Origin of the sequence: Sphingomicrobium aquimarinum (assembly GCF_039655735.1) — a bacterium.
In the GTDB taxonomy this organism is placed as follows: domain Bacteria; phylum Pseudomonadota; class Alphaproteobacteria; order Sphingomonadales; family Sphingomonadaceae; genus Sphingomicrobium; species Sphingomicrobium aquimarinum.
This window is the reverse complement of the sequence record NZ_JBBYXH010000002.1, coordinates 586941-612517: the sequence shown is the minus strand read 5'-3', so window position 1 is coordinate 612517 and position 25577 is coordinate 586941. Positions and strand designations below refer to the sequence as shown.

14 protein-coding genes and 1 tRNA gene are annotated in these 25577 nt (G+C 65.4%); 4 read left to right on the top strand and 11 right to left on the bottom strand.

Going from position 1 to position 25577, the window contains the following annotated elements; translation table 11 throughout:
* The first annotated feature begins 13 nt into the window (after window positions 1–13).
* Window positions 14–1603, top strand: a complete 1590-nt coding sequence (locus tag WJS89_RS09135; RefSeq protein WP_346340629.1) for a lysine--tRNA ligase — start codon at window positions 14–16, stop codon at window positions 1601–1603.
* 51 nt (window positions 1604–1654) lie between these two features.
* Here the strand turns inward: WJS89_RS09135 and WJS89_RS09130 are convergent, their stop codons facing one another.
* The 3 genes from WJS89_RS09130 to WJS89_RS09120 form a co-directional block, all read right to left on the bottom strand.
* Window positions 1655–1894 carry a hypothetical protein gene (locus WJS89_RS09130; RefSeq protein WP_346340628.1) on the bottom strand — a complete coding sequence of 80 codons (240 nt, stop codon included), beginning with the start codon at window positions 1892–1894 and terminating at the stop codon, window positions 1655–1657.
* A gap of 117 nt (window positions 1895–2011) precedes the next feature.
* A complete protein-coding gene (locus WJS89_RS09125; protein WP_346340627.1) occupies window positions 2012–2917 on the bottom strand; it encodes an RcnB family protein in 906 nt (301 codons plus the stop codon).
* Window positions 2918–2954: 37 nt separating this feature from the next.
* The gene (locus WJS89_RS09120; RefSeq protein WP_346340626.1) at window positions 2955–3470 is read right to left on the bottom strand and encodes a (2Fe-2S)-binding protein; all 516 of its coding nucleotides are present in this window, start codon (window positions 3468–3470) and stop codon (window positions 2955–2957) included.
* A gap of 102 nt (window positions 3471–3572) precedes the next feature.
* On the opposite strand from WJS89_RS09120, the gene WJS89_RS09115 reads away from it, so the two are divergent.
* Together WJS89_RS09115 and WJS89_RS09110 are read left to right on the top strand one after the other, a co-directional pair.
* Window positions 3573–4370: an alpha/beta fold hydrolase gene (locus WJS89_RS09115; RefSeq protein ID WP_346340625.1), complete on the top strand. Its 798-nt coding sequence runs from the start codon at window positions 3573–3575 to the stop codon at window positions 4368–4370.
* Window positions 4371–4441: 71 nt separating this feature from the next.
* Entirely contained in the window at window positions 4442–5326 is an 885-nt protein-coding gene (locus WJS89_RS09110; RefSeq protein ID WP_346340624.1) for a transglutaminase-like cysteine peptidase, read from the top strand.
* On the opposite strand, the gene WJS89_RS09105 is transcribed toward WJS89_RS09110, so the two are convergent.
* The 7 genes from WJS89_RS09105 to WJS89_RS09075 all read right to left on the bottom strand — a co-directional run bounded on the left by WJS89_RS09105 (window position 5323) and on the right by WJS89_RS09075 (window position 23590).
* On the bottom strand, window positions 5323–6615 hold the full coding sequence (locus WJS89_RS09105; protein ID WP_346340623.1) for an HlyD family type I secretion periplasmic adaptor subunit: 1293 nt from the start codon (window positions 6613–6615) through the stop codon (window positions 5323–5325). The two genes, WJS89_RS09110 and WJS89_RS09105, sit on opposite strands and share 4 nt — an antisense overlap.
* A 3-nt stretch (window positions 6616–6618) precedes the next feature.
* The gene (locus WJS89_RS09100) at window positions 6619–7632 is read right to left on the bottom strand and encodes a cell wall hydrolase (RefSeq protein ID WP_346340622.1); all 1014 of its coding nucleotides are present in this window, start codon (window positions 7630–7632) and stop codon (window positions 6619–6621) included.
* Window positions 7632–9794, bottom strand: coding sequence for a type I secretion system permease/ATPase (locus tag WJS89_RS09095; RefSeq protein ID WP_346340621.1), 2163 nt, complete (start codon window positions 9792–9794; stop codon window positions 7632–7634). The genes WJS89_RS09100 and WJS89_RS09095 overlap by 1 nt, the downstream gene beginning before the upstream one ends.
* Before the next feature lie 18 nt (window positions 9795–9812).
* A complete protein-coding gene (locus WJS89_RS09090; protein ID WP_346340620.1) occupies window positions 9813–11228 on the bottom strand; it encodes a TolC family protein in 1416 nt (471 codons plus the stop codon).
* Between the two features lie 84 nt (window positions 11229–11312).
* A complete protein-coding gene (locus WJS89_RS09085) occupies window positions 11313–21254 on the bottom strand; it encodes an Ig-like domain-containing protein (protein WP_346340619.1) in 9942 nt (3313 codons plus the stop codon).
* A 560-nt stretch (window positions 21255–21814) separates the two neighbouring features.
* Entirely contained in the window at window positions 21815–23278 is a 1464-nt protein-coding gene (locus WJS89_RS09080; RefSeq protein WP_346340618.1) for an FGGY family carbohydrate kinase, read from the bottom strand.
* 219 nt (window positions 23279–23497) lie between these two features.
* A tRNA-Ser gene (locus tag WJS89_RS09075) sits at window positions 23498–23590 on the bottom strand.
* Between the two features lie 159 nt (window positions 23591–23749).
* Between WJS89_RS09075 and WJS89_RS09070 the strand changes: the two genes are divergently transcribed.
* Window positions 23750–24523, top strand: coding sequence for a Crp/Fnr family transcriptional regulator (locus WJS89_RS09070; RefSeq protein ID WP_346340617.1), 774 nt, complete (start codon window positions 23750–23752; stop codon window positions 24521–24523).
* A gap of 3 nt (window positions 24524–24526) precedes the next feature.
* Here WJS89_RS09070 and pyrC read toward each other — a convergent pair whose 3' ends face one another.
* Window positions 24527–25564 (bottom strand): dihydroorotase, encoded by a 1038-nt coding sequence (gene pyrC / locus WJS89_RS09065; RefSeq protein ID WP_346340616.1) that lies wholly within the window; start codon window positions 25562–25564, stop codon window positions 24527–24529.
* Window positions 25565–25577: the final 13 nt, after the last annotated feature.

Below are 25577 nucleotides of genomic sequence, written 5' to 3'. Positions count from 1 at the left end.
TAGCGGCTGTCCCATGATCGAACGCTCCGAGCTCTCCGCTGCCGCCCGCATCTCCAAGGCCTGGCCGTATGAGGAGGCCAAAAGGCTCGCGAAACGGTTCCCGGACGGCAAGGACGGGCCGGTCGTGTTCGAAACGGGCTACGGCCCCTCGGGGCTCCCCCACATCGGCACCTTCAACGAAGTGCTGCGCACGACGATGGTCCGCCGCGCCTACGAGGAACTGATGGGTTATGCGCCCGAGGACGGCCGCACGCGGCTGATCGCCTTCTCGGACGACATGGACGGGCTGCGCAAGGTGCCCGACAACGTGCCGAATGGCGAGATGCTGACGGAGCACCTCGGGCGGCCTCTCAGCCGCATTCCCGACCCGTTCGGCAGCGAGCACGGCAGTTTCGCCGCGCATAACAATGCGATGCTCCGCGACTTTCTCGACCGCTTCGGGTTCGACTATGAATTCGCCTCGGCATCGGACAAATATGAAAGCGGCGCGTTCGACGAGGCGCTCCGCGCGGTGCTGCGGCACGATCAGGACATTCTCGACATCATGTTGCCGACGCTGCGCGAAGAGCGCCGCGCGACCTATTCTCCGCTGCTTCCGGTTAGTCCCTCGACGGGCCGCGTGCTGCAGGTGCCGGTCGAGGTGGTCGACGCCGAAGCGGGCACCATCGCCTTCACCGACGAGGACGGCAGCCGTGTCGAACAGTCGGCGCTGGGCGGACAGGCCAAGTGCCAGTGGAAGGTCGACTGGGCGATGCGCTGGGTCGCGCTCGGGGTCGATTACGAAATGTACGGCAAGGACCTTACCGACAGCGGGGTGCAGTCGGGACGGATCGCCAAGGTTCTGGGTGGGCGCAAACCCGAGGGCATGATCTACGAGATGTTCCTCGACGCCAACGGCGAGAAGATCTCCAAGTCGAAAGGCAACGGTCTGTCGATCGAGGACTGGCTGACCTACGGCACGCGCGAAAGCCTGTCCTTCTACATCTACCGCGAGCCCAAGAAGGCCAAGAATCTCCACTTGGGCCTCGTGCCGCGCGCGGTGGACGAATATTGGCAGTTCGTCGGCAATTATCCCGATCAGCCGCTCGACAAAAAGCTCGGCAACCCGGTGCACCACGTCCATTTCGGCGACGTGCCGGCCGATGTGCCGCCGATCACCTACGGGCTGCTGCTCAACCTCGTCAGCCTGCCCGGCGTGCAGGACAAGGCGCTCGCGTGGAAGTTCGTCCAGCGCTACGCGCCCGACACGTCACCGCAAGCCAACCCGCGACTCGACGAAATGATCGGGCTGGCGGTGAATTATGCGCAGGAGTTCGTCGTGCCCGGGCTCCAGCGCCGCGCGCCCGAGGGGGTCGAGATCGAAGCCCTGCGCGACCTCGAGGCCGAACTGGCCAAGGCGCCCACGGATGCAGCGGCGGAAGATTTGCAGAATATCGTGTTCGAAGTCGGCAAGCGGCACGCGTTCGAAAGCCTGCGCGACTGGTTCAAGGCTCTCTACGAGACCCTCCTCGGCTCCGAGCAGGGTCCGCGCATGGGCAGTTTCATCGCGCTCTACGGCGTTCAGGAAACCCGTGCGCTGATCGCCGACGCGCTAGCGGCATAAGAAAAGGGCCCGCGCAACGGCAGGCCCTTTCCTGTGTGATCCGACCGAGGACTATTCCTCTTCGTCGCTGCCGACAGGTTCCATCGACTGCACCGGGTCGGTGGGCTGCTTGCCGCCCGACTGGTTCACGTCAGGCGCACCCTTCTTCTCGACATAATCCTTGTCGCCGACCGCATTGGCGGCGGGGCCCTTCTGGCTGTCGGGCTGGTTGGTCTGCCCGATCTCACCCGTCGACTGCACCGACGGACCGCCCGTATAGGCCTGGTTCTTGTTTGAATTGACGTCTGCCATAGAATTTCTCCTTTGCTTTCAGCTCTATCAAGGAATGAACAGCGCCTCGCGTTCCAATGAAAAAGGGCGCCGACCGCAGCCGACGCCCTTCGTGACGCATTCGAGATAGAGCATGATCTACCAGAAGAAATCGTAGAGCACGTCCACCACTTCGCCCGAGTAGATGTCGACCAGCAGCGCGTCGTCATAATAGCGGACCCAGCGATAGGGACCCCAGACTTCGGGAAGACGATACTGCCAGGGATCGTTGATCCAGTAGCGGTCGTGATAGAAGGCCGAGCGCATGAAATGCCCGACGCCGTGACGACGGTAGTTCCACCCGAACGGGTCGTAATAGAAGCCAAGGCGGAACAGCGACCGATTGTGGTTGCGATAGTTGCGCCAGTTGTAGCGACGATCGCCGCGCCAGTTGTGGCGATCCCACTGGCGGTAATGGCCGTTGCGGTCGCGATAGCGGTCACGGTCGGTGCTCGCGACGACGCGTCCGTTCTCGATGGCGCGGCGGGCACGTTCGGTGCGGGTGTCGCGCTCGCTGGAGCGGGTGCGATCCTGAATGTTTTCCGCGCGCTGCAGGCGACGGTCCGCGCGCCGCTCGGCGGCACGGGCGTCCTCGAGCCGACGATCGGTGCGAATGTCGGCCCGGCTTCCTTCGCCCCGCATCCGGTCGGCACGCCGCTCCGCGGCGCGGGCGCGATCGAGGTTGCGATCCGTCCGCTGTTCGATCCGGCGCGCCCGCTCGACGCGCGCATCGCCGCGGTTGCCGCGATCGACACGAACAGGAGCCGGAGCCTGCGAGCGCTCGACGCGTTCGCGTGCCGGCGCAACGCTCGCGCGGCTCTGGCGCGGTTCGGAACGACGCTCGGCGCGACGTTCCTGCCGCTTGCCGGAACTCGACTTCGCCTTCGCGCGGTCGATCCTGTCCTTCGCGGTTGGCGGCGGGGCGGTGTCGGCAATGGTGACGGCCTCGGCGGCGGCGGGCGCGGCGAGCGCCATCGCGAGCACGAGGGAAAGGGCGGTACGCATGAACGCTCTCCTACCGGGGGTTACTCAATACAATGCGTTATTCCTGCGCGTTTTGATCTGACCCTAAGCTGAACCCGCCCGTCGTTTCGGGTTCAGAAGGATCCTCGTCGCGCTGGATGGCGCGGGCAGCCAGGCGGGCGGCGTCTCGAATGCGGGGCCCCGCACCGCACGCGCAGCGATTGGGGATGGCGGCAAGGTCCTCCTCGCTCGGCGCGGCATTGACCTGGAGCATGCCCACCAGCGCACACAAAAAGCCCGGATCGCACATGCCGCACATCGATGGCTGTGCCTCGATCCATGCGGCGAAAAGCGGGTGGTCGGGCGGGAGGCCTTCGACCGTCGCGACCTGCGCGCCCTCGGCTCGGGCAAGCGGCAGGTCGCACGAGCGCACCGCCTGCCCATCCACGAGCACCGTGCAGGCGTGGCATCCCTTGTCGTCGCAGCCATGTTTGGGACCCGTGATGTTGGCGGCATCACGAAGCGCGAACAGCAGCGGCGTCTGCGGATCGAGATCGAAGGCGAGCGGCTCGCCATTGACAGTCAGCCGGGACATGATCGTCAAAGCTTTAGGGCCAAAGGCCAGCGTTGCAAATCCTGCTGCCTTTTGCGTAGGTAGCGCGCGTTACCGGGGAAAATGCAGACGGAGTGAAGCGGGATGGAGGGGGCGGTCGAGACGCGCCTTGGGAAGATCGGCGTCCTCGCCGACGGGCTCGGGCAGCGGGCATCGGAACGGCTGCCGATCCTGTTCCTGCACGGCGTCGGTTCGGACAAAAGCGCCTGGGCGCCCCAGATCGCGCATTTTTCGCGCACCCGCGCGGCCATCGCTGCGGACTATCCGGGCTATGGCGACAGCGCGTTTACCGTTGCAGCGACCAGGGACGATTATGCCGACGCGATGATTGCGCTTCTCGACACACTCGAGATCGAACGGGCGCACCTTTGCGGCTTGTCGCTCGGCGGTGTGATCGCACTGGCGATAGCCGCCGCCGCTCCGGACCGGGTCGCTAGCCTCGTCATCGCCAACAGTTTCGCTCTTCACCCCGACGGACGCGCCATCCACGACGGCTCGGTCGCTGCCTGCGGCGAGATGGGGATGGCTGCCATGGCCGACGCGCGGATCGGTCGCCTGCTGGGTTCGCACCCTCCGCAAGGGCTGCGCGCGGATGCCGTGCGGACCATGTCCGCCATCCGTCCCGAAGCCTACCGGCTGGGCGCGCGCGCCGTGTGGCTCGCGGACATGCGCACGGCTGCCGCCGACATCAAACATCCGGCGCTCGTCCTGTGCGGAAGCGAGGACCGCGTGACACCTCCCGCCTTGTCGGACGACCTTGCGGAACGGCTCGATCACGCACGGCGCATCGACATCGAGGGCGCTGGCCACCTTTCCAATCTCGAACGTCCCGAATCCTTCAATTCGGCAGTGGACGAGTTCATCTCCGAATTGGACCAATAAGCAGAGGGTTACCCTCGAATTAACCTTGACCTTTAGGCGGATGTTTGCGTCGCCCTGCGACAAGCGGGGTCATGTGGAATCGACCTGCCCGCTTCGCCTGCCTGCTTGGAGCCAGCCTCCTCGCCGCCACACCGGCGCTGGCGACCGAGGTCGATAACGATCAGAAGGCACCCGCGCTTGCCCTGTTCGCGGGGACTCCGACCGCAGGCAGCGGTTCGGCGCTGGACGCGATCCGCGCGCAACAGGCCGGAGTTTCGCTGGCTGCTCCGCGCGCAATGGCGGTGCCCATGATGGGCGCGCCGCTCTACGCGACGGCAGCAGCCTTCAAGCCCGAGACGCTCGCTCGTGAGACGCTGCGCCCGCAGCTTCGCGCCGCCCATGCCTCGCGGCCCGACATTTTCGGATCCGTCGCGCTCGGTGTCTCGAAGACGCCTTTCGATTCCCGCCTTGCCTTCGTCACCGCACGGCCCAGTCTCGGTGCTCGGGGTGCAGTCGTGAACAGCTTGGCCTCGATGACGCGTGGCGATGCGATCGAGGCGGCCAACGCCTATGTGAACGCCAAGGTCGATTTCGTCAGCGATGCACGGGCGCACGGTCGCGAAGACCGTTGGAGCGCTGCCGCCGAGACGCTGCGCCGCGGCCAGGGCGATTGCGAGGATTATGCGATCGCCAAGCTTCAGCTTCTACGCGCGGCGGGCTTTGCCGATGACGATCTCTACTTCGTCATTCTCAAGGATCTCGTCCGTCGCCAGGATCATGCGGTGCTGGTCGTGCGCCACGAGGGCCGCTTTCTCGTGCTCGACAACGGCACGGACCGAATCCTCGATTCCGATGCCATCGCCGACTACAAGCCGGTGTTCACCTATGCGGCCGGCAAGGCCTGGACGCATGGATACGCAAATTCCTCGACGCCCGACGTCGCGCCGCTCTTCACCCGCGCGGTCGCCAGCCTCTAGCGCTCGCGCAGCGCTTCCGAGCGCGCCTTGTTCAAGGGCTTCATCAGGTAAGCGAGAACGCTCTTGCGCCCCGTGATGATCTGCGTGTCCGTCATCATCCCGGGCGTGATCGGAAGCCGCGTCGAGCCCGCGGTCAGATAGGCCCGCTCGGTTTCCACGATCACGTTGAAATAGGCTTCGCGCTCGACCTCGTCGTAGATCGAATCGGCGCTCACCTCGACGACCTTGCCCTTGAGCCCGCCGTAGATCGAGAAATCATAGGCCGTGACGGTGACGATCGCATCGTCCCCCACCGCCACGAAGGCGATGTCGGACGGGCGCACGCGCGTTTCGACCAGCAACTTGTCGCCCACGGGGACCACTTCCATCACGCTCTCGCCCGCCTGGACGAAACCGCCGATGGTGGTGACCGCAAGATTGTTGACCACGCCTTCGACGGGCGATCGAAGCTCGTTGCGCGCCACGCGGCCTTCGGCACCCCGCGAACGTTCGCGATTGACCGCAAGACGGCCCGCGACTTCGCTGCGTTCGTTCAGAGCCTGCTGGCGAAAGTCGGCGCGCGCCTCGGCGGCCTGTGCATTGGCTTCGGCGACCGCTGCCTGTGCGCGGCTACGCTGTTCGCGTGCTCCATTGATGCGGCCTTCCAGATCGATCACCTCGCGGCGTGCGTCGGATAGGTCGGTCTGCGGCACGATATTGCGCGCGGCGAGCGGTTCGAGCCGGCTGACATTTTCGCGCGCGAGGCGCAGCGAGGAAGTAAGGCTGTCGATGGTCGCGCTGGCTTCCTGCGCGTCCGCCTGCGCCTGGCGGGCCTGCGCATTCAGTGCCGACACGCGGCTGCTCAACGCCGAGCGCCGTGCCGCGATGACCGCGCCCTCGACGCCGCAGTCGCCCCCTTCGCACGAAAGCGAGCCGCCGGTCCCCTCGGCACGAAGGCGTGCCTCGCGCTGCTGCAGGCTGCGGGTTTCGGCAGCGATCTCGCCGAGTTCCGACGCGCTCTGCGTGTCGTCGAGACGGGCCAGCAACTGCCCCGCCGCGACCCGTTCGCCCGAGCGGACGAGCAGTTCCTCGACCACCGCGGGTTCGGACGCCTGGATAAGCTGCACCTTGCTGGAGGGGATGACCTGCCCGGGTCCCCGCGTCACTTCATCGACCTCGGCGATCAGCCCCGCCCAGATGAGGAAGGCTGCGAAGGCGCCCGTGATCAGCAGAATGATCGTGCGCGCCGCGCTTGGCGGGCGCCGCCGCGACCGGTTTTCGTCGCGCGAGATGAAGGAAAAGGCATTCATGGCTTACAGCGCTCCCTGCGGTGTCGAGGGCGTCTTCGCAGCGACCTCGACGGCGCCCTGCTGCGTCGCCGCGACCCGCGCCGCGGCGCTCGGGCCGCGGGTCGGATCGGGTAGCGTTGGGCGCCATTCCTTGCTCACGTCGATGAGGCCGCCGACATCGTTCTCGGCGCGATGGATGGTCGGATCGACCGCGCGGGTCGGGAAGGGTTCGGCCTCCGCGATCTCGACCGGCGCATCCAGTTCCTCGATGGTATCGACCGGCGGTGCCGTGCGCTGGAGCGCTGCGATCGCGACGGGCTCGCCCACATAGCGTTCGGTAAAAGCGCCGGGGCGGCCCCACTGTCCCGGCCAGCGATAGAAGATGTGCGCACCCACCTTGTGGATCTTGGCGAGCATGGGCGCCCAGCGCGGCGCGACATAGTCGGCGTGATAATGCGTGGCCATGCCCACGGACGGTTCGACCCGGCCCTGCAGCGCCTCGGCGGCGATCGCCTTGGCGCTCGCCCAGGCCGCGGCTGCCGGACGGCGGTCGAGCGAGCCGTCGCAGGTAAAGCTGAACTGGCACACCGGCTTTTTCGCACCCTCGTAGACGACCCCGCATACCGAGGCCGGGAAAGCGGGATGCTTGACGCGGTTGAGCACGACCTGCGCGACGGCGCGGCGTCCCTCGACGGGTTCGAAGCCCGCTTCGTAATAGATCGCCTGCGTCAGGCACAGGTGCGCGCGCGCGAAGGCGTCCGGACCGGCGTTGAAGGCACGCGCGGCGGGATTGGGACCGCCTTCGAACGGCAACGACGCGTTGATGAGGAAGGCGTCGTCGCCCGCCGCCGTCAGATCGGCGACGTCTTCGCCCAAGGCCGCCTCGACGACCATCGCGGACGGCGGGGTAACGATCTGCGCTTCGGACGCCTCGGCCTCGCCGGGCCGCTCGAGCTGCGACCAGCCGATCGAGAGACCTAGGATCGGGAGAAGGAGGGCAAGGCCGACAAGCAGCCGCTGGATCATCGATTTGGGCATCAGACCACTCCTTCCCCGCGCGGTTTGGCCGCGGCGTCGGTCAACTGCTTGAGAACGGCATCGCGCGGCCCGTCGGCGACGATCCGCCCCTTGTCGATGACCAGCAGCCGGTCGACGATGGAAAGCATCTGGTGGCGATGAGTAGAGACGACGAGCGTCTGTTCGGGCGTAATCGCAGCCCGTAGCTTGTCGATGAAATATCGCTCGGTCTGCGTATCCATGGCGCCCGTCGGCTCGTCGAGAAACAGCAGTTTCGAGGGACTCACCAGCGCGCGGGCGAGAACGAGCAGCGAGCGCTGCCCGCCCGAAAGCCGCGCGCCGCGTTCGCCGACGTCGAGATCGAACCCGGAGGCGCCCTGGCTGAGGAAGATGTCGGCTCCCGACCGCTTGACCGCTTCGATCAGGTCATCGTCGCTGGCGCGCGGCCCTCCGAGACGCAAATTGTCGCGCACCGTACCCGAGAAGAGATCGGCGTCCTGTCCGACGAACCGGAACGCTTCGCGCAGTTGGTGCGGATGATATTGCCGACTGTCGAGCCCATCGACCGTCATGGTGCCCTCGGTCGGCGCGTAGAGCCCGCACAGCAGTCGGCCGAGCGTCGACTTGCCCGAGGCGACACGGCCGATGATGCCGATCTTCTCGCCCGGACGGATGGCGAGCGACACGTCCGCCAGACTGTCGACCGAAGCGCCGGGATAGCGGAAATGCACACGGTCGAGCGCCACCGCGCCCTCGCGGATTTCGGGCGACATCGAGCCGCCCTTTCCGCGCTCGTCGGGCAATTCCATCAGCGTCTGGAGACTGGTCATGGTCGCACCCGCCTGTTTGGCGCGTGTCATCAGCAAGGCGAACTGACCGACCGGCGCCATCGCACGCCCCGCGATCATGACGATCGCGATGATCGCACCCATCGTGATCTCGCCCATATGAAAAAGATAGAAACCGCCGATGATCAGCCCGATGCTCATCATCTGCTGCGCGATCGCCGCGAGATTGACCGCCACCGCCGTATAGCGGCGCATCCGCTCCTGCGTCGTGGCCGACATTCCGGCGAAACGGCGCCAGCGCCCGAGCATCTGTCCCTCGGCGCGCGCCGACTTGAGCGTCTCCGCGCCCGAAATCGCCTCGATCAGGACGCTATGCTGGAGCGAAGCGTCGGCCTGCGCGTCGACCGCGGTCGAGCCCATCGCTTTCTGCAGCGACCAGCCCACCACCAGCATGAAGGCGATGAGCGTGATCGGCACGAATACCAGCCAGCCCGCGAGCACCGCGATGAAGGCGAGGAAGATCACCATGAAACCGATGTCGACGAGCAGCACCACGCTGGTGGAGGCGAAGAAGTCGCGCACATGCTCATATTCGCTGACCCGCTTGGCAAGCGCTCCGGTCGAACCCTGGCGCTGCGCGAGCGGCAGGTTCATGACCTTCTCGAAGATGCGCTGCGAGTATCGCTCGTCCAGCTTGCGACCGATCTCGTCGACCAGTCGGGAACGGGCGAGGCGCAGCATATAGTCGAAGCCGAGCGCCACGAGGACGCCGATGACGAGGACCCACAAGGTGCTGACCGCCTCGTTGGGAATGACCCGGTCGTAGACGTTCATCGTGAACAGCGGCACCGCCAGCGCCAGCAGGTTGATGACCAGCGCAGCCAGAAGGACGGGGCGGAACTGCGCCCGCGCGCGCCACACTTCGGACCAGAACCAGTGGCGACGCTTGAGCGCATCGAACGGTCGTTCCCCCGCGCGCTCGGCGGTCGGATCGGGTTCGACATGCACCGCCTGCCCGGTGAAGACGTCCTCGATCTCCGAGCGCTCGATCCACATCGGCTCCTCGATACCGGGAGCATAGACGAGCGCCTGCTGCCCCTCGATCTCGATCAGAACGGCCGCGCGCTGTCCCTCGAGTTCGAGGATGGCGGGTAATTCCCGATCACGAATCTTGTGCAGCGGTTTGGCAAGCGCGGTGCCGCGCATGCCCGCCTGTTCGAGCGCGGGCTCGATCTGGTGAAAGGGCAGCAGCCCCTGTTCGTCGAGGGCAAGCCCCGCGCGCAGCTGCGTCGGCGAGGAAGGCCGATCGTGCGTACGCGCCAGATAGGAAAGCGCGTCGAGGACGGGGTCGAGCGTGTGCGAACTCTCGCCCGCGAGCCAGTTGCTAAAACTCATACCCCGTCCTCGTCATTGCTACATCCGCTCGGCGGGCGGGCCCATGACCGGCTTGGCGAGGCTGTCCTCGCCGCGGTCGGCCGGGTCGAGCGGATTGATGCGGATGCCGCGATACTCGCGCATATAGGCGTCCTGCGCCATCGGCAGGCCCATCGCCTCGACGAGGCGGTTGATCGACGCGAGGACGCGATACTGCGCATAGAGCTGGGCCAGCTGCGCGGTTTCGAGCTGCGCCTGCACGTTGTAGCGCGTGTTCTGCGCGTCGAGCACGTCGAGCAGCGAGCGACGACCGACGTTGAACTGCTCGCGGTAGGACAGGAGCAGGTCGTCCGAGATCGAGCTCTGCTGGCGCAGTTCCTCGACGAGACGGCCCTGGTTCGACAGACGCGACCAGCTCGACTGGGTGTTCTCCACCGCATTGCGCTGCATTTCGAACAGGCGCGCGTGGGCCTCGTCGGCGCGGGCGCGCTGCTCGCGGATATTGTTGACGTTGGCGGCGCCGTTGAAGATCGTCCAGCGGGCGACGGCCCGCGCCTGATAGTCCTCGGTCACGCCCGCGAACCCGTCGATGTCGTCGCCGTAGCGCGCGCGGCCCTCGAGGTTGACGCTCGGGCCCATCTCGCCCTTGGCCTTGCGGATGAGCTGGCGCGCCGCGATGAGATCGGCCTCGGCTTCCTCGACGCGCGGATTGTTGTCGCGCGCCATCTCGATCGCCATGCCGAGCGTGTCGGGGAGCGATGCCGAAAGGTCGGGCGGCATGGTGACGTTGGTGATGGGAATGCCGGCGAGCCGTTCGAAGGTGAAGGCCGCGACGTCCAGCTCTTCCTGCGCTTCCACGACCCGCGCTTCGGCGGACTGGAGCCGCTCCTGCGCCTGCTGGAGATCGGCGACCGAGATCGAACCCTGATCGACGCCGACCTGGAGGTCGCTCGCGAGACCCGAATGGAAGGTCGCATTGTCCTGCGCGATCGCGACGAGGCGCTGCTGCAGGATATAATCGATGTAGGCGCGGCTGATGTTCAGCGCGATGAACTCGCTCCGCTCCTCGATCCGCGCGGCGGCGGCATCGGTGCGGGCGGCCTGATACTCGACTTCGGCAGCGCGTGCGCCGCCGTCGAACAGAAGCTGGTCGATCACGCCGCTGACTTCGAGCGGATACAGCGTGTCGCTGGCGATGCCGAGCGAGCGACGGGTGGGGTTGCGCAACTCGCGGATGCCGCCCGAGGCTTCGACCGACACACGCGGCAGATAGAGCCCCTCGGCCTGCTTGCGCTCGAACTGGGTGGCCTCACGATTGTAGTAGGCCTGGAGGATTTCCGGGTTGGTTTCGAGCGCGTAGCCGATCGCTTCGCGCAGTTCCTGCGCCTGCGCGGGTGCCGCAGCGCCGATCACGCCCGCCACACCCGTAAACAACGCCATCATCTGCTTCTTCATCGTGATGCCCCTTTTTCTGGTCTCTCAAAATGTCGGCAGGGCGCCTTCGTCCACCAAAAGCGCCCCACCCCGTCCTCGTTATCGTCAGCCGTTCATCATCGGATGGGCGGCATCGGGCTGAAGCATCATGGCTTCGGCCGACATATTCACGGCCATATCTGCGGTAAAGCCACCCTGCATGCCGCTGTCCCAGAAGGGCACGACATCGTTAGCCGGCTGGATCACCGCGACCGCGTCCATCGCATCGCCGCCCAACGCATCGAGCGCGGCTTCGACGATATTGCCTTCGGGCAATGCGACGAGCGCATCGGCACCGATCTTGGAGAGGTCGACCGAGCCCTGGTTCGCCGCCGCCATCATCGCGAGCGCCTCGGCGCCCGGCATGGCGATGTCGCCGCCGAAGTCGGGCATCGGCGCTGCCGCGACCGCTTCGCTCGCCGCCTGGTAGGGCGCCGCTTCCGGTGCCGCCGCGGCATGGTCGGCGAGATCGGCATCGAACGACACCTTCTCGACCATGTGCGAGGAGAGGGCCGGGTCCACGCTCACCACGGCGTTGCCGTCGAGCAGCGAACCCTCGTCCATCCGCAACGCGTCGATCCGCACCGGCTCGAGCGCGAAGCCTTGGTTGCCGCCAAGATCGATCATGCCCGCAAAGCTGTCGAACCCGCTTTCCGAGCCGATCGCGAAGGCAGCCATGTCGTGCATCGCGAACCCGAAGCCGATCGCCATCGCCGACGCCATCATCAGCGACTGCTGCATCTCGACTTCCGCCATCAGCAGGTTGTCGTTAGCGGCGCCGGCCGTGCTCGACGGCGTCAAGGTGACGTCGATGGTCGCATCGACTTCGTCGCCATCGCCATCGACGCCCTTGATCGGGATCGAGAAGTCGAACTCCTCGAGCGTATTGGCGGATTCGATGTTGATCGCCCCGAGCTTGAAGGGACGGCCTGTCTGGTTCGAATATTGAACGGCATTGAAGTCGTCGCTCGATTCCACCCGGATCCACTGGCCCGCCGTCACGCCCGTCACCGCAATGCTGTTGCCACCATTGTTCGTGAAGGTCGCCACGATGTTGCTCGAGGAAAGTGCGGGGTCGCCGTCGTAGACGTAAACCGTCACATCGCTCGTCGCCGTGCCATCATTCAAGACACGGTTGTTCGGGTTGCTGTCGTCGTAGATCGAGATGGTGAAGCCGGTCGTTCCGCCGCCCTGCACGAACTCGATCTTCTGATCGTAGGTTTGCACGTCGTAGAAGCCATCGCTCGTGAACGGGTCACCGCTGTTGGCCGGAGGCACGATGTTGCTCTGCAGCTCGAAGCGGATGACGTCGGTGTCGTTGACGTTGTTGCCCGATCCGATGCCGATCTCGCTGTTGTTGGTGTTGACCGTATTCTGGCCGCTACCACCGCTCGAGCCGAAGATCAGGATATCCTGCGGCTGCGCGGTATCGGTGCCAAGCGCCTTGGCGCCCACGTTGCCGCCGCCGACGCCGGACACGTCCTTGAAGCTCGTCTGCGAGATGTTGAAGATCGGATTTTCGACATCGATCGTGTACGAGTCCGTTTCCGGATCGAGCGTGATGTAGAAACCGATCTCACCGTCATCGGTACGCGCCACGAGCTGCGGATCGCCGTCAATGCTGACCGTATTGTAAAGGCGAAGATCGTCGCCGTTGAGCTTCAGCTGGTTGCCGGCGTCATCCTTCAACAAGGTGCCATCGGCGACATCGAAGACGATATCCCCGATACCATCCGCACCCGCGCTGCCACCGAAGTTGAGGGCGATCGGACTGCTTTCGGGTCCAGCCGCGTTCGTTATTTCTGCAGCGGTCGGCGTGAACGCCTGCGGCACGTCGTCGCGGATTTCCACGTCAAACGAACCCGGCGCCGGATTGCCGCTGCCGTCGGTCAGCATGTCGCCATCGCTGTCGGTGACCTGGAACTGCACGCCCGAGAGAAACTCGAGCCCTTCGGTCTGGTCGCCGAAGTCGTGATCGATCGGCCCCTGCAGCGTGACGCTGTAGGTATAGGTGACATTGCTGCCCGAAACCGTCGCTCCCGTCAGTTGGATGAGAATGACCGGATCCCCGCCTGCGGTGCCGACGAGCTGGCCGGCACTATTGACGGTGAAGGTCACCGGATCGCCGCCCGAGGTCAGCTGGCCGTTGAGCCCGTCCGCGAGGAAAGTGAAATTGTCCGTCGGATTGGCCGGGACGTCGCCACCGAAATCGACGGTGACCTGGTCGGTGGTGACCGACGTCTCCGCCACTTCCCGCGGATCGAGCTGACCGATGTCGGTATTGCCGTCGGGAAGGCTGTCCTCGTCGACCGTCAGGTCGCCCGCCGCGCCTGCGACCGGGCGGCTGTCGGCGGCCACATCAAGATAGACCGTCGCCGTGTCGACGTCGCCATCCCCGTCCTCGATCGTATAGGTGAAGCTGTCGGGGCCCGAATAGCCGGTGTTCGGCGTATAGGTGAACAGTCCGGTCGCGCTGTCGTAAGTCACGGTTCCGTTCGACGGCTGGCTGAAGCTGACGTCGCTCACCGTATCCACATCGTCCGCACCGAACAGGTCGTTCGCGAACGCATCGATCTGGGTCGCCGCATCCTCGCCAACCGCAATCGGATTGGCTTGGCTACCGTCGTCGTTCGCTTCGGGAGCATCGTCGACGATCGTGATCACGAGCGAGCTCGGGCCGTTGCTGTCGCCGTCCGCGTCGGTCACGACCACGTCGAAGCTGACGTTGGTGCTCTCGGCATCGACGAGCGCATTGTCGAGCAGGGTGTAGCGATAGCCGAGCGTGCCCGTACCGGTTTCCGGATCATAGCTGTACCCGGTGACGACGAGCACGCCCTGCGCATCCTGCGATACGAGTTGCGGGAAAGTGCCGTCGAGATCGATGGTCGTCCCCGCAACGCTGATCGAGCCAAGCCCGTCCTTCGCGGTGAAACCGATCGAGCCCGAGACCACTTCGCCCGGATCGTCGTTCGTGCCGCCGCCCGCTTCGTCGGTGCCGGCAGGTTCGCCGTTACGCGGGCCGAGCGCGTCTTCGTAGACGGTGGTGGTATCGCCGCCCGCCGCCGGAATGGTGACGGTGACGCCGGAATCGCCGATCGAGATGACGAGGTCGGCTTCGGCGGTGGTGCCGTCGCCGTCGGTCAGGACATAGTTGAACGTGTCGGTCACACCGCCCGGCGTGCCCGCATCGCGGGTGTAGCTGTAGCTGCCGTCGGGCGCGATCGTGAGGACGCCATACTCGCCCTGGATCACCAGGTTGCCGTCGACGTCGGTGGCGACGTTGCCGTCTTCGTTGACGCTGGTCACTGCCGTAACGCTCGCATCGTCGGCGCCCACGAGGTCGCCTTCGGACAGCGCATCGCCGTCATTGTCGACGATCACGTTGCCGCTGATCGGGCCGAACTGGCCCGCTGCGACCATGTCGTAATCGTCGTTGGCCACGGGGCCATCGTCGAGGATCGCAACGTCGAAGCTGCCTTCCACAAGGCTGCCGTCCTCGTCGGTCACCACCACCTCGAACGTGTCGACCGTGTCGGTGCCCGAGGTGTTGTCGGTCAGCGTGTAGGTGTAGGTCAGCGTGCCGTTGGCCGGATCGTAGCTCTGGATGGTGATGTAGCCATAGTCGCCGTCGATCTGCTGGCCGACGCCGGTCACGGCCTCGCCGTTGATCGCCACCGACAGGTCGCCGTCGCCGCCGCCGAACGTCACCGTGCCGACCGAGCTGGTTTCGCTCGGATCGCTGTTGTTGGTATCGTCGCCGTCAGCCGCCTCGCCCGAACCCGCAGGCTCGCCGCCACGCGCGGGAAGACCCGCCTCGTCCACCAGCGTCCCCGCATCGCCTTCCTCGGGCGTGTTAAGCGTGGGCGTATCATCGCCGATCGAGATGACGAGGTCGGCTTCGGCGGTGGTGCCGTCGCCGTCGGTCAGGACATAGTTGAACGTGTCGGTCACACCGCCCGGCGTGCCCGCATCGCGGGTGTAGCTGTAGCTGCCGTCGGGCGCGATCGTGAGGACGCCATACTCGCCCTGGATCACCAGGTTGCCGTCGACGTCGGTGGCGACGTTGCCGTCTTCGTTGACGCTGGTCACTGCCGTAACGCTCGCATCGTCGGCGCCCACGAGGTCGCCTTCGGACAGCGCATCGCCGTCATTGTCGACGATCACGTTGCCGCTGATCGGACCGAACTGGCCCGCTGCGACCATGTCGTAATCGTCGTTGGCCACGGGGCCATCGTCGAGGATCGCAACGTCGAAGCTGCCTTCCGCAACGCTACCGTCTTCATCGGTCACCACCACGTCGAACGTGTCGACCGTGTCGGTGCCCGAAGTGTTGTCGGTCAGCGTGTAGGTGTAGGTCAGCGTGCCGTTGGCCGGATCGTAGCTCTGGATGGTGATGTACCCATAGTCGCCGTCGATCTGCTGGCCGACGCCGGTTACGGCCTCGCCGTTGATCGCCACCGACAGGTCGCCGTCGCCGCCGCCGAACGTCACCGTGCCGACCGAGCTGGTTTCGCTCGGATCGCTGTTGTTGGTGTCGTCGCCGTCAGCCGCCTCGCCCGAGCCCGCAGGCTCGCCGCCACGCGCCGGAAGGCCCGCTTCATCCACCAGCGTCCCCGCATCGCCTTCATCGGGCGTGTTGAGGAACGGCTTGGCGTTGCCAATGGTGATCGTCAGCGTCGCGGTGTCCGCATCGCCGTCGCCATCGGTAAGGGTGTAGGTGAAGACATCCTCGACGTCGCCAGGCGTCCCCGCGTCGCGGACATAGCTGTAGCTGCCGTCGGGCGCGATGGTGAGCACGCCATACTCGCCCTGGATCACCAGGTTGCCGTCGACGTCGGTGGTCGCGACATTGTCGGTCTGGTTGCTGTCGATCGCGGTCACGCTCGCGCCATCCGCTCCGACCGTATCGCCCTCGACATTGGCATCACCGTCATTGTCGACGATCACGTTGCCGACGAGCGGACCGAATTCGGACGCAGCGAGGAAATCCACATCGTTTCGCGCCACCGGCACGTCGTCGACGATCGAGATGACGAGATCCTGACTGGTGCTGTCATCGTCGCTATCGGTCAGGACGACCGTGAAGACATCGGTTTCGGGCGTCGCGCCTTGGTCGATGTCCTCGACATTGGTCTTCAGTTCGTAGCGATAGGTGTAACCGTCGGTCGGATTGCCGGACACGGTCAGCGTCCCGACGTCGCTATCGACGACGCCCCCGTTGGTCACGTCCACGCCATTGATGACGAGGCTGGAAACCGTATCGGTGCCGGTATCGACGCTGATGGTGCCGTCCGCGAATTCCAGATCGCTCGCCGCCTGCGAGCCCGGCGCCGCGCCGTTGGGCGGGCCGTCGAGACCGGCTTCGTCGACCTGCGTCTCACCGCCGAGAACAAGCATCGGCTCGCTGTCGCGGGTAAGATTGATCGTGACCGTCGCCACGTCGCTGTCGCCGTCACCGTCGGTGATGCGATACTGGAAGGTAATCGTGCCTTCCTCGTTCGCGCCCGGCGTATAAGTGAAGGTGCCGTCGCCGTTATAGTCGACCGATCCCGCACCGGTCAGCGACCCATCGACGTAGGCGATGTTGCCGAGCGGGACGCCGTCGGCTCCCTGAATGTCATTGGCGAAGACGTCGATGTCGACGGTTTCGCCCGGGTTGAGATCGGCATTGGTTACGCTGTCGTCACGCGCATCGGGCACGTCATCGGCGATGGTGATGACGAGATCGCTGGCGGCAATGTCGCCATCGTTGTCGCGCGCGACGATATTGAAGACATCCGTCTCCGCGCCCGCGCCGTCGGCGGTATTTTCGGTGAGCACGTAGCTATAGCTATAACCGGTCGACGGATTTCCGGTGACCGTCAGTGTGCCATGCTCGCCGATGACGACGCCGCCATTGGTGACGTTCACGCCATCGATGACGAGGCTTGCCAGGCTGTCGAAGCCGGTGTCGATCGCGATGGTGCCAACGGCCGTCTCGCTGTTGCCGCCCGCTGCCGAACCCGGCGCGGGGCTATCGCTGATGGGCGGACCGTCGAGACCCGCTTCATCGACGGTGGTGTCACCGCCCAGCGTGATCTGCGGTTCGCTGTCGCGCGCCAGCTCGATCGTCACGGTCGCGACATCGCTGTCCCCGTCACCATCGGTGATGCGGTACTGGAAGGTGATCGTGCCTTCCTCGTTCGCGCCCGGCGTGTAGGTGAACGTGCCGTCGCCGTTATATTGGACCGAACCCGTGCCGCTTAGCGACCCATCGACATAGGCGATATCGCCAAGCGCGACGCCGTCCGCGCCTTGCACATCGTTGGCGAAGACGTCGATGTCGACCGCTTCGCCTTCCTCGAGGGCGGTGTTGGCGACGTAATCGTCGATCGCATCGGGCGCATCGTCGAGAATGGTGATGACGAGATCGTCGCGCGCGACGTCGCCGTCGCTGTCCGTCAGGACGACCGAGAAGTCGTCGGTCTCGGGACCCGCGCCGTCGAAGGTGTTATCGGTCAACTCGTAGCTGTAGCTGTAGCCCGCGGTCGGATTGCCGGTGACGGTCAGCGTGCCCGAGGCGCCGGTGACGGTGCCGCCATTGGTGACGTCCACGCCATTGATGACGAGGCTGCCGACGCTGTCGTTACCCGTGCCGACATTGATGACGCCTGCCGCGAACTCGCCATTGCCCGCGGCATTGGTCCCGGGAGCCTCACCTGCCGGCGGACCGTCGAGATCTGCTTCATCGACGATCGTGTCGCCCGAAAGGCTGATGGTGGGAATGCTGTCATCGCCGAGCTGGATGACGACGGTCGCAATGTCGCTGTCGCCATCGCTGTCGGTGATGCGATACTGGAAGGAAATGCTGCCTTCCTCGCCCGCGCCGGGCGTGTAGGTGAAGGTGCCGTCGCCGTTGTAGGCTACGGTGCCGCGGCCGTTGAGCGACCCATCAACGTAGGCGATGTCGCCGAGCGCGACGCCGTCGGCGCCTTCCACGTCGTTCGCAAACACGTCGACGTCGATCGGCCGGCCTTCGACGACTTCAGCGCCGAGCACGATATCGTCATTGGCGGTGGGCAGGTCGTCGACGATCGTGATGACGAGGTCGGCGTCGACCACATCACCATCGCTGTCGGTCGCGACGAGCGTGAAGTCGTCGGTTTCGGGGCCTTCGCCGTCGAACACATTGTCGGTCAGCTCGTAGCTGTAGCTGTAGCCCGCGGCCGGATTGCCGGTGACGGTCAGCGTCCCCGAGGCACCGGTGACGGTACCGCCGTTGGTGACATCGACGCCGTTGATGACGAGGCTGGCGATCGTGTCGTTGCCCGAACCCAGGCTGATGGTGCCGGTCGCGAACTCGCTGTCGCTGCCCGCGTCGGAGCCGGCGGGCGGGCCCTCGAGACCCGCCTCGTCGACGATCGTGTCGCCCGAAAGGCTGATCGTCGGCACGCTGTCGGTGCCGAGCGGGATCGTGACCGTCGCGACGTCGCTGTCGCCGTCGCCATCGGTGATGCGATACTGGAAGCTGATCGTGCCGCTTTCGCCCGCGCCGGGCGTGTAGGTGAAGCTGCCGTCGCCATTGTAGGTGACGATGCCCGAACCGGTCAGCGACCCATCGACATAGGCGATGTCGCCGTCGGCGACACCGTCCGCACCCGGAACGTCGTTGGAAAACACGTCGACCGTGATCGGCTGGCCTTCGACGACGTCCGCGCCGAGCACGATATCGTCATTGGCGGTCGGCAGGTCGTCGACGATCGTGATGACGAGGTCGGCGTCGACCACATCACCATCGCTGTCGGTCGCGACGAGCGTGAAGTCGTCGGTTTCGGGGCCTTCGCCGTCGAACGTAGTGTCGGTCAGCTCGTAGCTGTAGCTGTAGCCCGCGGTCGGATTGCCGGTGACGGTCAGCGTCCCCGAGGCACCGGTGACGGTACCGCCGTTGGTGACGTCGACGCCGTTGATGACAAGGCTGGCGATCGTGTCGTTGCCCGAACCCAGGCTGATGGTGCCGCTCGCGAACTCGCTGTCGCTGGCCGCGTCGGAGCCGGCGGGCGGGCCCTCGAGACCCGCCTCGTCGACGATCGTGTCGCCCGAAAGGCTGATCGTCGGCACGCTGTCGGTGCCGAGCGGGATCGTGACCGTCGCGACGTCGCTGTCGCCGTCGCCGTCGGTGATGCGGTACTGGAAGCTGATCGTGCCGCTTTCGCCCGCGCCGGGCGTGTAGGTGAAGCTGCCGTCGCCATTGTAGGTGACGATGCCCGAACCGGTCAGCGACCCGTCAACATAGGCGATGTCGCCGTCGGCGACACCGTCCGCACCCGGAACATCGTTGGCGAGCACATCGACCGTGATCGGCTGGTTCTCGGCGACGTCCGCGCCGAGCACGATATCGTCATTGGCGGTCGGCATGTCGTCGACGATGTCGATGACGAGGTTTCCGGACACCGTATCGCCGTCGCTGTCGGTCACGACGATCGCATAGCCGACCGAGGTGGCATCGCCCGACGTGTTGTCGAGCAGCGTGAAGCTGTAGCCGATCGCGCCGCCGGCGATCGACGTGATTGTAAGGACGCCCTTGCCGTCGGCGGACGCGAAGGTCTGGCCGACGGAGGTCACGGCGGTTCCGTCGATCGAGACGGAGGTCACACCGTCGCCGTCGGTATAACGGATTGTGCCCGACGTCGTCTCGCTGTCCGACGCCGCCTCGGAGCCGGCACTTTCGCCGTCGCGCGCGGGAAGTCCCGCTTCGTCGACCAGCGTCCCGGCATCGGCGCTGCCGGGCTGCGGGAGCGTGAGCGTCGGGCTGGTGTCGGTCGAGACGAGCGTCAGCGTCGCCTCGCTCTGGCTGCCGTCGCCGTCGCGCAGGAAGTAGGTGAAGACGTCGGTGACGGTGCCATCAATGTCGGCGTTGCGGACATAGCTCCATTCGCCGTTCGCGCCGGCGGTCAGTGTCCCGTAGGTGCCCTGGATGACGATCCCGTCGGGGCCTGCGACGATCGCATTGCCGTTCGCATCGATGATGCCCCATTCGCCGAACCCGTCGGCGCCGTACGTATCGCCGCTCGCGCTACCGGCGTCGGAGCCTTCACCCGTCAGCACGTTGCCGTCGGCATCGGCGTCGCCGGCGGCCAGCGTGACCACATCGTCGACCGCGATCGGGGCGTCATCGACGATGTCGATCGTCAGCGTGCCGGTTGCGGTATCGCCGTCGGGGTCGGTCACGACGATCACGAACACTTCGCTCACGTCCTGCCCGACATTGTCGTTGAGGGTGTAGGTGTAGCGGATCACCCCGTCCTCGAAGCCGATGACGACGAGCGTGCCGTACTGGCCGGGGATCTGCTGCCCCACTTCACCCGTCACGGGAACGCCATTGATCGTCACGTCGGTGATGGGATTGGGGCTGTCGGGCGAGTCGACGATGATTTCGCCGCTCGTGGTTTCGCTATCGTCCGACTGGTGCGAACCGCCGGGCTTGTCGCCGCGCGGCGGAAGCCCGCCCTCGTCGACGACGGTGCCGGCATTGGGCACCGGAACCGGCTCTTCGGGCGTATCGATGACGACGTCGGGTTCGCCGTCGAGGAAATAGCCGGGATCCTCGAAGGTCGGCGGCGCATAGTCGAGCGCGGTCGGCGGCAGCAGGTCGCCAAGCGGTGCCGCCGGTCCGAGGCCCGGAACGACGACGGCAAAATTGCCGCCGCTCGAGGGCGTGTCGCCGGCTGCGGGGCGTACGTCGTCTTCATCGTTGATCAGCAGCGCTGCGAGGTTGGTGGGGGGAACCTCCACGCCGCCGATGACCAGGGTAGGAACGAACAGGGCGCCGCCCTCGACGATCATGTAGGTGCCGTCGGGCAGCAGGATGACGAGATCGCGACCGACGACCGTGATGTCGTCAAGCTCCACGCCGGCAGGAAGCACGACCGTGCCGCCAGGGCCCGGTGCCACGCGTACCGCATTTTCGGGAAGCGCCTGCATGTCCTGGCCAGCCGCCGCCTGCGTCATCGAAAGATCGTCCTGTCGCATATTCCCCACCTTCTCTTCGTCCGAGCGTGCGGAAGTGCCGTCACGCTGCCGATTGATCGATCCGAGAGAGAACGCATTGAACGCAAATAGTTAACGCGTGCCACGCCTCGGTCGCTTGCAACCTTCCCTCAGCATGAGTCGTAACAAAAAATCAAGAACGGGGAGATTCACTTGAACGAACATGAACAGTCCGACAGGAATGTATTTCCAGTTTCTACTGTTAACCTTTAAGTATTCACTCAGTTGCTTTCTTATTTCGAAAGCGCTCTATCAGGAACTCTTTGTAACTCTACAGGATCGAAAGATAAACGATACAGCTTTCTTTTGACCTTATCGGTGCGTCTTTATGCTTATTACTACAGAGTTGAGTTGAATAAGAATGGTTAAATCGGCGTTAAACACGATCATAAAACGCTATGAAGAATGATCACTTCGATTTGGCGACGCGAAAGCCCGCGCGGAATCTTTCGATCCGGCGTCCCGAATTTGGACAATCGCCGGTCTGGGAGCGTTCACAGGCGGGGAGGAGGGCGCAATGAGGCGCTGGCGCCGCCGAGTCGCTAGGGTCTGGCGAGGGCCTTCTCGAGTGCCGTGCTCCAGCGACGGGCGCGGTCTTGGCGGGTCGTTTCATCGAGCGCGGGCGGGAAGGTTTCCATCGCCGGGAGCATGGCCGCCGTCGCCTCTTCGATCGATCCGAACAGTCCCGCGCCGAGCGCCGCCAGCATGGCCGCGCCCCGTGCGGTAGACTCGATATTGACGGGCCGCTCGACGTCGAGCGCGAGCATGTCCGCAAGGTCCTGCGTCAGCCAGTCGTTGGAAACCATGCCGCCATCGACGCGCAGCCGCTGCCACGGAGCGCCATCCGCCGCAAAGGCCGCGGCAAGGTCGCGCGCGCTCATCGTGACCGCCTCGAGCGCGGCCCGCACGAGATGGGCGCGCGTGACCCCGAACGTCAGGCCATGGATCGAGCCTTCCAGATCGGCTCTCCAGTGCGGCGCCCCCAGCCCGACGAAGGCGGGAATGATCGTCACGCCGCCTGCATTCTCGACGCTTCGCGCGAGCGTCTCCGTCTCGGCGCCGCTCTCCACGAGCCCCGCCATGTCGCGGAGCCACGTCACGAGGCTGCCTGCCACGAACACCGAACCCTCGAGGGCGTAGGTCGCCTTCTCGCCATCCGAGTAGAGGAGCGTGGAAAGCAGCCGATGCGACGAGCGCGGGCGATCCGCGCCGGTGGATGCGAGCGCGAACAGACCGGTCCCGAACGTGGCCTTGGCGGCTCCCGGCGCGAGGCACCCCTGCCCGATGGTCGCGGCCTGCTGGTCGCCCGCCGAACCGGTGATGGCGATCGGCGCGCCGAAAAGATGGGTGCTGCCGTAGTCGCCATGCATCGGTACGATCCGGGGCAAGGTGTCGACCGGGATGCCGAACAGGTCGCACAATTCCCTCTCCCACGAGCGTGTCTCGATGCCCATGAGGCTCGTCCGGCTGGCGTTGCTGGCATCGCTCAGATGGCCGCCGGTCAGCTTGAAGAGGAGCCAGCTCTCGATCGTCCCGAACGACAGCCTCCCCGTCTCGGCGGCCGAGCGGACTGCGTCCGAGCTGCGCATCATCCACGCCATCTTGGTTGCACTGAAATAGGGGTCGAGGACGAGACCCGTGGCCTCCTGTATCCGCGACTCGTTGCCCGCTTCGACAAGCGTTGCGCAGTCCGCGGACGTCCGCCTGTCCTGCCACACGATCGCCGGTCCGAGCGGCGCGCCCGAGCGGCGATCCCATGCCACCACGGTCTCACGCTGGTTGGTGATCCCCATCGCCTCGATGTGCTGGGCGCCGCCTGCATGCTCGATCGCGTCGCGAAGAACGCGCCGACATTGCTGCCAGATGGCATCGGCATCCTGCTCGACCCGCCCGGGCATCGGAAAGCTGCTCGCGATCGGAGCCTGCGCCACGAAATGGATGTCGCCCGCGACGTCGAACAGCAGCGCGCGCACCGAACTCGTTCCGGCGTCGATAACGAGGATCATGGCCGCACGCCCGCGACGGGGCGGGCGGCTCGATCCGTTCGGAATGTGCCAGGCATCATCGTTCCGCTACTTGCTCCCGTATCGCCGACCGTCACCGTGCCAGCGTCCTGCCGGTAGATGCACGAGCATGGGTCAGCAGCCGCGACAACGCAATCCGCGCGCGACAAAGGCGCAGGCGCTGAGGCACGGGATCACGGATCGGAAGATGAAAGGAGCGGCTGGCGGAGACGGAGGGATTCGAACCCTCGATACGGGGATTACCCGTATGACGCTTTAGCAAAGCGTTGGTTTCAGCCACTCACCCACGTCTCCGCAACGCCGCTTGCAGCGTCTGGCTGAAGGGCGCCTCTAGCGAAGCTACGGACCGGTTTCAAGCATGAAGCCACCGTGTCCTGCCCCTTCGGCGGGGGTTGACGAATCGTTCTGGGAGCGGTTCGACTTCCGTCCAGTAAAAAGTGGGGAGAAGAACAAGTGTCGGGGCGTAGCGCGATCGAATTTTCCACGCCTTATGGTCGTTCAGGCCATAATCGGCTGATCGACATGATGCCGGCGGATCTCAGGCAGACCATTCTCGATAAAGGGGAACTCATCGATCTCAACGCGACCGACGTGCTCTTCCGCTCGGGGGACGATATCAAGTCGACGATCTTTCCGATGTCTCCTGCAATGATCAGCCTCGTCGTCGACGTCGACGACAAGCGCTCGGTCGAAGTCGCGAGCATCGGACAGGAAGGCGCCATCGGCGGCATCGTCAGCTGCGGCGACCTGCCCGCCTTCACGCGCGCCGAAGTCCAGGTCGGCGGCAAAGCCTACCGTGTCCCGATGGACGTGATCGAGCAACTGAAGCGCGACGATGTCTTCATGCGCGACCTCTTCTGCCGTTACGCCGACTATCTCCTTGCACAGGTGATGCAATCGGTCGCGTGCAACGCCTTCCATCCCATCGAGGCGCGGGCCGCGCGCTGGCTGCTGACGGCGCAGGACCGCGCGGGCGACGAGCTTGAACTGACACAGGGCGCCCTAGCCGCCCTTCTGGGCGTCCAGCGCACGTCCGTGAACGCCGTGGCGCGGCAGCTTCAGTCCGAAGGACTCATCCAGTATCGCCGCGGGATCGTCACCGTCACCGACCGCGACGAACTCGAGCATCGCGCGTGCGAGTGCTACCGCCGCGTCGAGGATCATTTCGATGCGGTGCTGGGGTCGGGCGATGCCGCCTGGATCGAGAGCTGCCAGAAAGCTGGCTAGGGTTCAGTCCGCCAGCCGCCAGGACAGCGTCTCCCCCGCCCGATACGGAACGATCGCCTCGGCCCCGCCGGGAATTGTCTCGGGGATGCGTGACGCGCCTTTCTCGAGCGTAATCCTGTCGTCATTGGGTGCCAATCCGTAGAAGCGCGGCCCGTCGAGGCTGGCGAACGCCTCGAACCGGTCGAGCGCATCCTCCTCGTCGAACACCTGTACATAGCATCCGAGCGCGTTCGGCGCGTTGAAGATTCCCGCGCATCCGCACGCGCTCTCCTTGGCGCTCCGCGCATGCGGGGCGCTGTCGGTGCCGAGGAAGAATTTTCCCGACCCCCCGGTCGCCGCCTTGCGCACTGCCAGCCGGTGCGTCTCGCGCTTGGCGACGGGCAGGCAATAGGCATGCGGATTGAGCCCGCCCTTGAAGATGGCATTGCGATTGATCTGGAGGTGCTGCGGCGTGATCGTCGCCGCGACCCGCTCGCCCGCGCCAGCGACGAAATCGGCGGCGTCCTTGGTGGTAATATGCTCGAACACGAACTTGAGTGCCGGGTGCCGCTCGAGCAAGGGGATCGCGATCCGGTCGATGAAAACGGCCTCGCGGTCGAAGATGTCGACCTCGTCGTCGGTCACTTCGCCATGCGCCAGTAGCGGCATCCCGATTGCTTCCATCCGCTCGACTACCCGATCGATCTTGCGGATATCGGTCACCCCCGAGGCGGAATTGGTCGTCGCACCTGCCGGATAGAGTTTCGCGGCCACCCAGATGCCGTCACGAAAACCGCGCTCGATCGCGTCAGGATCGCTGTCGTCGGTCAGATAGGCGGTCATCAGCGGCGTGAAATCCACGCCCTCCGGTACCGCCGCGCGAATGCGGTCGCGATAGGCATTCGCGGCCTCGGGCGTCGTCACCGGGGGCGACAGGTTGGGCATGACGATGGCCCGGGCGAACTGGCGGGCGGTAAACGGCACCACCGCCTCCATCATCGCGCCGTCGCGAAAATGGAGATGCCAGTCGTCGGGGCGGCGGATGGTGAGGGTCTCGGTCATGGCGGTTGCCTTA